Genomic DNA, 11,885 nt, shown 5'->3' with positions numbered 1-11,885 from the left:
GCATGGCCCGATGGCTGCCGTGGGCGGTGGGCGCGGTGACGGCGCTGTTCGCCCTGGGACCCGCGCTGGGGCGCGGATACGTGCTGCGCTACGACATGGTCTTCGTTCCCGACCTCTCGCTGCCCACCGTGCTGCGCGGAGCGGACGGGTTCCCACGGGCGATGCCCAGCGACGCCGTGGTGGCGGCGTTGTCGACGGTGGTGCCGGGGGACCTGGTGCAGTCCCTGGCGCTGGCGGCGGTGTTCGTCGTCGGCGCGGCCGGGGCGGCGCGGCTGATGGCGGACGCCCTGGGCTCGTCCCGGGCGGGGGCGCTGGTCGCCGCGTCCGCCGCGGGTCTGGCGTACGTGTGGAACCCGTTCGTGGCCGAGCGTCTGCTGCTCGGCCAGTGGGCGATGCTGCTGGGGTACGCGGGGTTGCCGTGGGCGGTGGCGGCGACGGCGCGCCGTGCACGCCCCGTCGTGTACTCGGCGGGTGTGCTGCGGGCCCTGGTCCCGGCGGCGGTGGGCGGGTTCTCCTCGGTGCTCCTGACCGCGCTGACGGCCGGTCCGGTCGCCCTCTGGGGCCGCGGCGGAATGCGCCGGGCCGGGTTGTTCGCGGGGGCGCTGGCCGTGGTGTCGCTGCCCTGGCTGGTGCCGTCGTTGGCGGCGGGGGCCGCGGGGGCGGCGACCGACCCCGCCGGTGTCGAGGCGTTCGCGCCCCGGGCCGACACCCCCTTGGGGACCGTGGGGTCGTTGTTCCTCCTGGGCGGTGTGTGGAACGCCAACGCCGTGCCGACGCACCATGGGGACCCGGGGCTCGTCGCGCTGCGCCTGGCCCTGTGCCTGGCCGCCGTGGCGGGCTGGCTGTGGTGGCTGTACCGGGAGCGGCCGTCCTTCGGCGCGGGGCTGTCGGTGGCGGCCGTGCTCGGTTTCGCCGTCGCCCTCCTGGGCGTCACCGCCCCGGGGCGCGAGTTCACGGCGGCGCTCATCGACCTGTGGCCGGGCTTCGGCCCGTTGCGCGACGGCCAGCTCTACGTCGCCCCGCTCGCGCTCCTCCAGGCCCTGGGGCTGGGCGCCGTCGTGCACTGGCTCACCCTTCCCTCCGCCCGGTCCGAGACCGATGGGGGCGGCGGGGGTGCCGGGGCGGCGGTCGGACTCGGGGCGGGCGCCGGGGTGGCGGCGCTGCCGGTGCTGCTGTCCTTCGGCCTGTGGTGGGGGGCGCAGGGCGCGCTGGCACCGGTGGAGTACCCGGACGCGTGGCGGGAGGCGCAGGCGGCGGTGGCCGCCGACGAGCGCCCCGGGGCGGTTCTGGTGCTCCCCTGGAACGCCTACCGGGGGATCGACTGGTCGGGGGAGCCCGGTGTGGTGCTCGATCCCGCCACCAAGCTCTTCGACCGACGCGCCATCTGGAACGACGATCTGGTGGTGGGCACCCCCGACGGCGGGGTCGTGGTGGTGGAGGGCGAGGACGCGCGGGCGCGTGAGGTGGCCCGGGTCCTGGATCCCGATCCCGTGACGGGGATGCCCGAGCGGTTGGACGGGGCGGAGCTGGCGGCTCTGGGCGTGCGCCACGTGGCCGTCTCCGCCCCGGTCGATAACCGGTTCTGGTCTGGGGTGGACGGGTTCTCGGTGGTGGTCGAAGGGGCTGATATGACCCTTTTGGAGGTGCTGGAATCCCCGGTTGACGCCGAAGAATCCGACATTTCGGGGTTGGAAGTTACCGGGGGGTTAGTTACAGTTGGGGCAATCATCTGGTCTATTGCTAGATCAGGTTCTAGTCTCGGTTCCCAGCGCACCGGCTCCGAACGGGGTCCGGGCGCGCGGAAGGAGATCCCCTAGTGATCAAGGTAATCGCCGCCTGCGTGATCGGTGTGGCTCTGGCGGGCGGGTCGGCCATGGTGGTCACCAACATCGCCACCGAGTCCACCGCCACCGCGGAACCGGTGAACGAAACCCTCTACAACTACGGCGACCGCTAGGCCGCCCGCGTTCTACGAGGTCCTTCGGGCGCCTCGCCTCCAGCGGGGCGCCCACCCGTCCCCTCGTTTCCGGCGGTCCCCTGCCCCGACCGCCCCCGTCCCCACCAACGTCCGGCCGATGGGTCCGCTCGGCGTGCGCACCGTTCTTCCCGCACGCCATTGCTCTCCGTGTTCGCTTCGATCCGGAGGGTGTGGGCGCGCCGGGTTCCGGACACCCCGCGGAAGGAGAGCGCGTGGTCTTCTCGAAGGCCCACCACCGAGTGGTGGGCGGCCCGCCCACGGTCCCCGCGAACCCCGCCCCGATCCCGGCGGCCGTCGAGGAGGACCCCATCGACCTCGGTCCCCGACTCGACGGCGTCCGCCTGGTCATGATCAACTGGCGCGACCCCTGGCAGGCCACCGCCGGCGGGGCCGAGGAGTACGCCTGGCGGATCAGCCGTCACCTGGCCGAACGCGGCGCCATCGTCACCTTCCTCACCAGCCGCGAACCCCACCAGGCCCGCGTCGAGACCAAGGACGGCATCGTCATCCGCCGCATGGGCGGCCGGTTCACCGTCTATCCGCGGGTCATGGCCTGGCTGGCCCTGTGGCGTCGCGAGTACCGGCTCGCCTTCGACTGCATGAACGGCATCCCCTTCCTGTCCCGCCTGGTGCTGCGCCGCCGGACCCGGGTGGTCAGCATCGTGCACCACGTCCACGACCTCCAGTTCAACGCCTACTTCTCGGCGCCCCTGGCCTGGCTGGGCCGCTTCATCGAGTCCACCGTCGCCTCGTGGGTCTACCGCGACTGCACCACGGTCACCGTCTCGGAGTCCTCGCGTCGCGCCCTGCGCGAGAAGCTGGGCTGGCGCGCCCCCATCGAGATCATCCACAACGGCGGCGTCCAGGGGCCCCTCAAGCCACTGGACGACGCCCCCGACGACATGGGCGATCCGGCCATCGTCAGCCTGGGGCGCCTCGTGGTGCAGAAACGCGTCTCGCAGGTCGCCGACCTGGCCCGTTCCCTCGCCGACGAGCACCCCCGCCTGCGGGTGCACATCGTCGGCCGCGGCCCCGAGGGCGACCACCTGGCCGAACAGATCTCCCGGGACGGCACCGCCGACCGCGTCCGCCTCCACGGTTTCCTGCCGGAGGAGGACAAGAACAGCGTGCTGGCCTCCTGCCACCTGCACGTCACCGCCTCCGAGTTCGAGGGCTGGGGCCTGACCGTCATCGAGGCCGCACGCATGGGCGTGCCCACCGTGGCCTACGATGTGGACGGACTTCGCGATTCGGTCCGCGACGGCGAGACCGGATGGCTGGTGCGCGAGGGTGAGGACCTGGCCGACGTGGTCTCCCGGGCGTTGAAGGAGCTCTCCGACCCCCACCGCAGGGCCGCCGTCCGTCGAGCCTGCCGGGCCTGGGCCGCACGCTTCACCTGGGAGGCCGGCGGCGCGGAGATGACCCGCCTGGTCGCCCGCGAACTCGATCTCCCCGGCGGCGCGGACGCCCCCGACACGACGGCAGGCAGGAAAACAGAGAAGTGACTTCGGCGGAATCCACCGCCAGGCGCGAACCGGAGGATTCCAGGGCACCGTCCGCCTTCGGCGGAGAGCCGGACGAGAGGCTGCTGCGGCGGCTCAAGGTCCTCGCGGTGTGTCTTCTCCTGGGCGCGCTGGCGGCCAGCATCGATCCCGGTCGGATCGTCAGCGACACCAAACTCGACCTGACGATCAACCCCCTGGGGTTCATGGAGCGCGCCCTGCACCTGTGGGACGCCTCCTATTTCGGGCAGATCCAGAACCAGGCCTACGGGTACCTCTTCCCCAACGGCCCCTTCCACCTGCTGCTCGTACAACTCGGCATGCCCGAGTGGCTCGTCCAGCGGTCGTGGATGGCCGTGCTGCTCATCGCCGCGTTCCTGGGGGTCTACAAGGTCGCCGGCGCATTGGGCATCGGCACCGTCAACACCCGCATCCTGGCCGGTGTCGCCTACGCGCTGGCCCCCCGGGTGCTGACCCTGCTGTCGTACAACTCGGCCGAGCTACAGCCCATGCTGCTCATGCCGTGGGTGCTGCTGCCGCTCATCCTGGGCGCACGGCACGGGTACCCGCCGGCCCGCATGGCCCTGCTGTCGGGGCTGGCGTTCCTCCTGTGCGGCGGCACCAACGCGGCCTCGGAACTGGCCGTCCTCATCGTCCCGGGGCTGTACCTGATCACCCGGGCCGGCGGGCCGCGCAAACGTCGGCTCATGCTCTGGTGGTCGGTGGCCCTGATCGCCGCCACGTTCTGGTACATCGTCCCGCTGCTGCTCATGTCGCGGTACGTGTACTCGTTCATGCCCTACACCGAGGACGCCGCCGTCACCACCGGCGTCACCTCACTGCTCAACGCGCTGCGCGGCACCTCCAACTGGATGGGCTTCCTCCCCGACCAGGGCAACACGGCGCTGCCCTCGGGCGCCGCCCTGTCGCTCACCCCCTGGCTGATCGCGGTCACCGCGCTGGTCGCCGGGTTGGGACTGGCCGGCCTCATCAACCGGCGCACCCCCGAACGCCTCTTCCTCATCACCAGTCTGCTCACCGGCACCGCGATCATCGTCGCGGGCTTCACCGGCGACCTCACCGGCCCCTTCGCCGGGACCATGCGCGAACTCCTCGACGGAGCGCTGTCCCCCTTCCGCAACGTCCACAAGTTCGACGCGCTCATCCGGCTGCCCCTGGTCCTGGGCCTGGCCCACCTGCCCGTCGTCGTGGCCCGGGACCGGGCCGACCGGCGCGGCGAGCCCGTCTCGGGGCGGGTGCGGCGTACCGTCGCCGCCGCCTGCGCGGCCGCGTTCCTCGTCACGCTCGTTCCGATCGCCACCGTGGGCGTGGCCCCGGCGGGCGGGTTCGTCGCCATCCCGGCGTACTGGCGCGAGGCCGTCGACTGGCTCAACGACCGTTCCGACGAACGCGGCATGACCATGGCGCTCCCCGGTTCGGCGCGCGGCGAGTACGAGTGGGGTCGTCCCCTGGACGAACCCCTGCAACCGCTGCTCACGGGCGCCTGGACCAACCACCAGATCATCCCGTGGGGATCGTCGGGCGTCTCGCGCCTCACCCACGAGATCGACCAGCGGGTGTCCTCCGGGCGCGGTTCCGAGGGACTGGCCGACACCCTGGCCCGCATGGGCGTCACGCACCTGCTCGTCCGCAACGATCTGCAACGCGTCGGCAACCACGGCGGCTGGCCCGCCCGTGTGCACCAGGCGTTGCGCTCCTCTCCCGGCATCACCGAGGCCGCCGAGTTCGGTCCCCCCATCGGCTCCCTGGACCACCGGTCCGCCTCCCAGTGGTTCGACCAGCCCTACGCGGCGCTGACGATCTACGAGGTGGAGAACGCCGCGCCGACGGTGGGCGTGGTGCCCGCCGACGAGGTCGTCCGGGTCACCGGCGGCCCCGAGTCCCTGCTCCACCTCGCCGAGCAGGGGTTGGTCACCGACGACCGGCCGGTGCTGCTGGGCGACGACCCCGGGGCCGACCTGGTGCCCGCCGAGGACACGATCGTCACCGACACCGCCCGACGTCGCGAGGTCGTCTACCCCGATGTGCGCCGCAACGTGTCGGCCACCCTCACCGAGGACGAGGAACTCGAACGCGACGTCCCCGCCCCCGACATCGTGGACCCGACCTGGGAGGACTACACCGCCCACGCCGAGGACATCGACATCGTGTCGGTGCGGGCCTCCTCCTCCGAGAGCGGAGCGGGGGCCCGCGCCTCCGACCGCGACCCCGGGCACGCCCCGCACGCCGCGCTCGACGACGACCTGACCACCTCGTGGCGGTCCAGCGCGTTCACCGGCGCGATCGGCGAGTGGATCGAGGTCGAGTTCGCCGAGCCCCAGGACCTCACCGGGCTGACGATCGCGTTCGAGCAGTTCGCCGACGATCCGCCGCCCTCGCGGATCAGCGTCATCACCGACACCGGAGAGGTGGAGGCCCCGGTCGCCCAGACCGACGACCCGCAGGAGGTGATGGCCCCTCCGGGGCTCACCACCGTCCTGCGGCTGCGGGTGGACGAACTCGCGTGGGAACCGGAGTACCGGTTCGGCACCCGGGTGGGCGTCTCCTCCATCTCCGTGCCCGGCCTGGAGCCGGCCCGCACCCTGCGCGTTCCCGGCCCCGCCGACGCCGGGACGCTGCTGTTCACCGGTTCCACGGGCACCGCGCCGGGATGCATGGAGGGCTCCCACGTGTGGGTGTGCAACACCGGCCTCCAGGTCCAGGGCGAGGACGCCCGCCGGCTCGACCGCACCTTCGAACTGTCGGCCGCCTCCGCGTCGGCACCGCACTCGGTGTCGGGCGAGGTCGTCCTGACCGATCCGCGCGAGGCCGAGAACGCCGCCAACCGCGCCGGTTCGTACCCGTACGTCAACGCCTCCTCCACCGCCGTCCAGCACCCGGCGGCGATGGGACGCGGGGCGTTCGACGACGACGAGAGCACGGTCTGGTACCCCGACCCCGAGGAGAAGCGCCCCTGGCTCGACATCGAGCTGGGCAGGCCGGTCGAACTCGGCCACCTGACGGTGGACCTGCCCCGGGCCGACAGCGTCCTGCGCCCCATCAAGGTCATCGTCGAGGGCGGCGGCACCGTACGCGAGGGGTGGCTGGACGGCAGCGGCCGCGTCGACTTCGCGCCGTTCACCGCCGAGACCCTGCGGGTGACGTTCGAACGCCCCGAGGGGCAGGCGCTGGAGATCGGCACGATCGCCCTGCCGGGCGTGGACCCGGTGGACCCGTCGCCCGAGGGCGACGCCTCCACCGCCTGCGGTCTGGGCCCGATCCTGCGGGTCAACGGGCAGCGGGTGGAGACGCGGATCAGCGCGGGGACCCTCGCCGACCAGCTCACCGGACGGCCGTTGCGGTACGAGAGCTGCACCGACCTGGAGCTGGTGGAGGGGGAGAACCGGATCGTGGTCGACCCGGGCAACCGCTACGAGGTCCGCTCCGCCGTGGTGGAGTCGGGCTCCTCGATCGCCGAACGCCCCGAGGTCTCCCTGACCGCCCCCGCCGCCGTGCACGAGTGGGGCCCCGGCGAGCGCCGTTTCGACGTCGACACCGTCTCCACCGACTCCTTCCTGGTGGTCAACGAGAACTTCAACGAGGGCTGGGAGGCCCGTCCTGCGGGCGGTGAGGCCCTGGAACCGATCCGGTTGGAGGGGTGGAAACAGGCCTGGCTGCTGCCCGCGGGCAGCTCGGGCACCGTCACCCTCACCTACACCCCCGACGCCGCCTATCACCGGGCCCTGGCCGTGGGCGCGGGGCTGGTCGCCCTCCTGGCCGTCCTCACCCTGTGGCCGCGCCGGCTGCTGCCGGGCGGCCGTGCCGCCCTCGCCGGGCCGCCGCGAGGGCCGCGCGCCCTGCCCGACGCCGGGTCGGCGTGGCCGTCGCGGTGGATCGTCCTGCCCGCGGGGCTGGCCTACGGGGTGTGGGTCGCCGGTTGGGCGGGCGCCGCACTGGTCGGCGTCATCGTGCTCTGCGTGTGGTGGTTGGGCCGCCGGGCGCCCGGCCGGCTCCGACACGCCAAGCCGGGACGTCCGTCCATGGGCGGACGGGCCCTGCCCCACCTGGCCGGACCGTGGCCGGTGGCGCTGTCCCTGGCCGCGGCCGGTTCGTCGATGGCGGTGGGCACGTACCTGGCGATCCACATGCCCTTCCACGACGTCACCGAGCTGATGGGCGGGCCGCTGCGCGGTTGGGCGGCCCAGCTGCTGTGCCTGCCCGCGCTGGCCCGACTGGTGCTGGCTCTGGGGCAGGACCCGGACCCGACCCCGGCCGACGGGCATCCGCCGTCCGCGGTGTCCGTGGCGCCACCCCTCGCCGAGGTCTCCGAGCGGCCCTCCGACGGTCCGTCCGTCGGGGCACCCCCCGCGACGGTCCCCGCCGAGGACGACGGCACCCGGGAGAGCGACCACGAGGAGGCGCGCACATGAGCGCGAACGACACCGCCGGGCGCGGCTTCCTGCCCCGGGGCACCGTCATCGCCGCGATCGGCGCCTTCCTGTTGACGTTGGCGGCGATGCTGCCGCTCTACGTCCACGAACGGGTGGCCCTGCTGCCCGCCGAGGCGCGGTTCGACGCGACCATGGTCGCCGACGGCGCCGGGTACATGGACACCTCCACGTGGACGTGGGTGAGCGGGGTGCGGATCGTCCGCACCACCTCGGTGGGCTCCCAGGCCCACGGCCCGGACTGGTCGGCGTGGGAGATGTCGGTGGACACCGTCGCCGAGGGCGCGATGATCGACCACTGGAGCCGCCGCGTCATCGTGGACCGCCACACCGGCCGCGCCGTCAACTGCTGCGGCGAACACGTCAACGGCGACCGGGCGGTCCGCCAGGCCGGGCTGGTGTTCTCCTGGCCCCCCGGGGCGGGGGAGGCGGATCACCCCTTCTACGACGCGGAGGTGCGTTCGGCGCCCCTCATGGAGTTCCAGGGGATGGACGAGATCGCCGGGCTGACGGTGCGCCGCTACACCCAGGCGATCGCCGCCACCCAGGTGCCCGAGTCGGCCCGCGAGGTCCCGGCGTGGCTGTTCACCCCGGGCGCGGAGGGCACGGTCACGGCCACCCGCTGGTTGCAGGTGATGCGCACCCACTGGGTGGAACCGACCTCCGGAACGGTGGTCAACACCCACGAGGCGCGGCTGGAGACGTTGCGCCCGCAGAACGCCCCGGGCGAGGTCCGACTGCTGCACGCGGAGCTGGGCCTGCGGGAGAACCAGATCGCCGCCCGCGCCGAGCAGGCCCGGGTCCGCTCGCTCACGTTGAGCGCCATGGACGTGTGGGCGCCCTGGACCCTGGGACCGGCGGGCGGGCTGCTGCTGGTCGCGGGCGGTGTCCTGGCCTGGATCGGTCGGCTCCGCGGCGCGGACCCGTCGGAGCCCGACGGACCGGAGCCGGGCGACCCGGGGGACGGCGACACGGAAGTGCCCACGGATCCGCCGTTCACGGGTGGGGAGCGGGTGCCGACGGCGTAGGATCGGACACATGTGCGGTCGTTATGCCCAGTCCAGGAACGTACAGCAGCTCCGGCTCGACTTCGACCTCCCCGAAGCGGCCCTGCCCGGCGACGACGTCGACACGCGCGCCTGGCCGCCTCTGGAGGAACTGGAGCCCGACTACAACATCTCTCCCGGTCGCCCGGTCTACGCCGTGCTCGGCCCGCCCCCGCAGGGGACCGAGCAGAGCGCGCGGGGGCCGTCCTCCCTGCACACCCTGCGCTGGGGACTGATCCCCTCCTGGGCCAAGGACCGCAACATCGGCTATCGGATGATCAACGCCCGCAGCGAGACGGTGGCCGACAAACCGGCCTTCCGCACGGCGTTCCGCCGCCGCCGCTGCCTGCTCCCCGCCAACGCCTACTACGAGTGGCAGCTCATCGGCAAGGACGGCACGGTGCGGGCCAGCACCTCGCCCGCCACCGACCCCGAGCACAAGAAGCGCAAGGCCAAGGCGGACAAGAAGCCCTACTCCATCCACTACCGCGACGACGAGCCGCTGGCGATGGCCGGGATCTTCGAACGCTGGCGCGATCCCGACGTGGCCGAGGACGACCCGGCCGCCTGGGTGTGGAGCTGTGCCGTCATCACCACCGAGGCCGCCCCCGCCCTCGCCCACATCCACGAACGCATGCCCGTCATCGTGCCCCGGGACGACTGGGACACCTGGCTCGACCCGGACACCGGCGCCGAGGAGCTGACGCACCTGATGGCCGACACCCCCGTGGACCGGTTCGCGGTGGACGAGGTCTCCACCGACGTCAACAGCATCAAGAACAACCGTCCCGACCTGCTCGAACCCCTGGCGGCGGGGGACGAGGGCGGATCGGACACCCTTTTCTGACCGTTCGGGCCCCTGGACGCGACCCGGGGGGCTCTGTGTACAGTGTCCGGGGCCGCCCGGAGTCGCGGGCGGGCCCGGACACGGCACCACCGTGTCCGACAACTGGATCACGCAACGCGGGAGCTCGCGCCATGGCGGGCTGAGAGGGCGACTCAACGGTGTCGCCGACCGCAGAACCTGTTCGGGTAATTCCGACGTAGGGAGGCATGCCATGACGGCTTCGACGAGCCGTGACACCGGTTCCACCATCGGGGATCACCGGGTGACCACCGGTCCCATCATGGGATCATCCAAGGTCTACCGGGAGATCTCGACCCCCGAGGGCCTCACCCTCCGGGTCCCCCGACGCCGGGTGGGACTGACCGACGGCGGCCATTTCGATCTGTACGACACCTCCGGCCCCTACACCGACGACACCGCGCACATCGACGTCCACGCCGGGCTCCCCGGGGTGCGCCTGCCCTGGATCGACGCCCGCGCCCCCATCGGCGGCGCCGACACCCAGCTCGCCCACGCCAAGGCCGGGACCGTCACCCCCGAGATGCGGTTCGTGGCCGAACGCGAGGGCCTCGACCCCGAGTTCGTCCGCGCGGAGGTGGCCATCGGCCGGGCGGTCATCCCCGCCAACCGCCGCCACCCCGAGTCCGAGCCGATGATCATCGGCAAGAACTTCCTGGTCAAGATCAACGCCAACATCGGCAACTCGGCCGTCACCTCCTCGGTGGAGGAGGAGGTCGAGAAGATGGTGTGGGCCACCCGCTGGGGCGCCGACACGATCATGGACCTGTCCACCGGCAAGCGCATCCACGAGACCCGCGAACGCATCCTGCGCAACTCCCCGGTCCCGGTCGGCACGGTGCCGATCTACCAGGCGCTGGAGAAGGTCGACGGCGACCCCGCCGCCCTCACCTGGGAGATCTACCGGGACACGGTGATCGAGCAGTGCGAGCAGGGCGTGGACTACATGACCGTGCACGCGGGCGTCCTGCTGCGGTACGTACCGCTCACCGCCCGCCGGGTCACCGGCATCGTCTCGCGCGGCGGCTCCATCATGGCCGCCTGGTGCCTGGCCCACCACAAGGAGAGCTTCCTGTACACCCACTTCGAGGAGCTGTGCGAGATCCTCCGGGAGTACGACGTGACGTTCTCGCTCGGAGATGGGCTGCGCCCCGGCTCCATCGCCGACGCCAACGACGATGCCCAGTTCGCGGAGCTGCGCACGCTCGGCGAGCTCACCCACATCGCCCGCGCCCACGACGTGCAGGTGATGATCGAGGGCCCGGGGCACGTGCCCATGCACAAGATCGCGGAGAACGTGCGCCTGGAGGAGGAGCTGTGCGGCGAGGCGCCGTTCTACACGCTCGGCCCCCTGGCCACCGACATCGCCCCCGGGTACGACCACATCACCTCGGCGATCGGCGCCGCCCAGATCGGGTGGTACGGCACGGCCATGCTCTGCTACGTCACCCCCAAGGAACATCTGGGGCTGCCCGACAGGGACGACGTCAAGACCGGCGTCATCACCTACAAGCTCGCCGCCCACGCCGCCGACCTGGCCAAGGGGCACCCCCGGGCCCAGGAGTGGGACGACGCCCTGTCCAAGGCCCGGTTCGAGTTCCGCTGGCGGGACCAGTTCCACCTGTCGCTGGACCCCGAGACCGCGACGGCGTTCCACGATGAGACGCTGCCCGCCGAACCCGCCAAGACCGCGCACTTCTGTTCGATGTGCGGGCCCAAGTTCTGTTCCATGAAGATCACGCAGGACGTGCGCCGCTACGCCGAGGAGAACGGGCTGGACACGGTCGAGGCCGTCCAGCGCGGTATGGCCGACAAGTCCGCCGAGTTCGAGGCGCACGGCAACCGGGTCTACCTGCCCCTCACCGAACGTCCCTGACCCGACCCGGACGTTCACCCGCCGACCGTGGGTGAACCGGCGGTATCGCTACCGCCGGTTCACCCTTCCGGGTTTCGTGGGAACCGTTCGACCCCCTCCTCGCGGACGGGACCGTCGCCGATCACCGCCCTGCGCCCGGACGACTTCGGCCACCCGTTCTCCAACGGCGT

At 72.3% G+C, this 11,885-nt stretch carries 7 protein-coding genes; all 7 read left to right on the top strand.

All coding sequences use genetic code 11. The annotated features are described in order from the left end of the window. Positions 1–2: 2 nt before the first annotated feature. Entirely contained in the window at positions 3–1,817 is a 1,815-nt protein-coding gene (locus PWG71_RS06235; RefSeq protein ID WP_274808572.1) for a hypothetical protein, read from the top strand. Continuing rightward, positions 1,817–1,957 (top strand): hypothetical protein, encoded by a 141-nt coding sequence (locus PWG71_RS06230; RefSeq protein WP_274808570.1) that lies wholly within the window; start codon positions 1,817–1,819, stop codon positions 1,955–1,957. The genes PWG71_RS06235 and PWG71_RS06230 overlap by 1 nt, the downstream gene beginning before the upstream one ends. Before the next feature lie 233 nt (positions 1,958–2,190). Continuing rightward, positions 2,191–3,483: a glycosyltransferase family 4 protein gene (locus PWG71_RS06225; protein ID WP_446724983.1), complete on the top strand. Its 1,293-nt coding sequence runs from the start codon at positions 2,191–2,193 to the stop codon at positions 3,481–3,483. Continuing rightward, positions 3,480–7,910 carry an alpha-(1->3)-arabinofuranosyltransferase gene (locus PWG71_RS06220; RefSeq protein ID WP_274808569.1) on the top strand — a complete coding sequence of 1,477 codons (4,431 nt, stop codon included), beginning with the start codon at positions 3,480–3,482 and terminating at the stop codon, positions 7,908–7,910. The genes PWG71_RS06225 and PWG71_RS06220 overlap by 4 nt, the downstream gene beginning before the upstream one ends. Beyond that, positions 7,907–8,956 carry a DUF3068 domain-containing protein gene (locus tag PWG71_RS06215; protein WP_274808568.1) on the top strand — a complete coding sequence of 350 codons (1,050 nt, stop codon included), beginning with the start codon at positions 7,907–7,909 and terminating at the stop codon, positions 8,954–8,956. Before PWG71_RS06220 ends, PWG71_RS06215 begins: the two co-directional genes overlap by 4 nt. 10 nt (positions 8,957–8,966) lie before the next feature. Further along, a complete protein-coding gene (locus tag PWG71_RS06210) occupies positions 8,967–9,821 on the top strand; it encodes an SOS response-associated peptidase (protein WP_274808567.1) in 855 nt (284 codons plus the stop codon). Positions 9,822–10,032: 211 nt separating this feature from the next. Next, complete coding sequence (thiC, locus tag PWG71_RS06205; protein WP_274808566.1) at positions 10,033–11,715, top strand: phosphomethylpyrimidine synthase ThiC; 1,683 nt, start codon at positions 10,033–10,035, stop codon at positions 11,713–11,715. The last annotated feature ends 170 nt before the right edge of the window (positions 11,716–11,885 follow it).

The sequence above is a fragment of the Nocardiopsis sp. N85 genome, assembly GCF_028882275.1.
Classification (GTDB): Bacteria; Actinomycetota; Actinomycetes; order Streptosporangiales; family Streptosporangiaceae; genus Nocardiopsis; species Nocardiopsis lambiniae.
The sequence above is the reverse complement of the archived record's forward strand: the minus strand, read 5'-3'. Positions and strand labels throughout refer to the sequence as shown.

Coding starts and splice junctions, on each gene's coding strand:
- PWG71_RS06235 (WP_274808572.1), top strand. CDS start 3: ATGGCCCGATGGCTGCCGTGGGCGGTGGGCGCGGTGACGGCGCTGTTC.
- PWG71_RS06215 (WP_274808568.1), top strand. CDS start 7,907: ATGAGCGCGAACGACACCGCCGGGCGCGGCTTCCTGCCCCGGGGCACC.
- PWG71_RS06210 (WP_274808567.1), top strand. CDS start 8,967: ATGTGCGGTCGTTATGCCCAGTCCAGGAACGTACAGCAGCTCCGGCTC.
- thiC (WP_274808566.1), top strand. CDS start 10,033: ATGACGGCTTCGACGAGCCGTGACACCGGTTCCACCATCGGGGATCAC.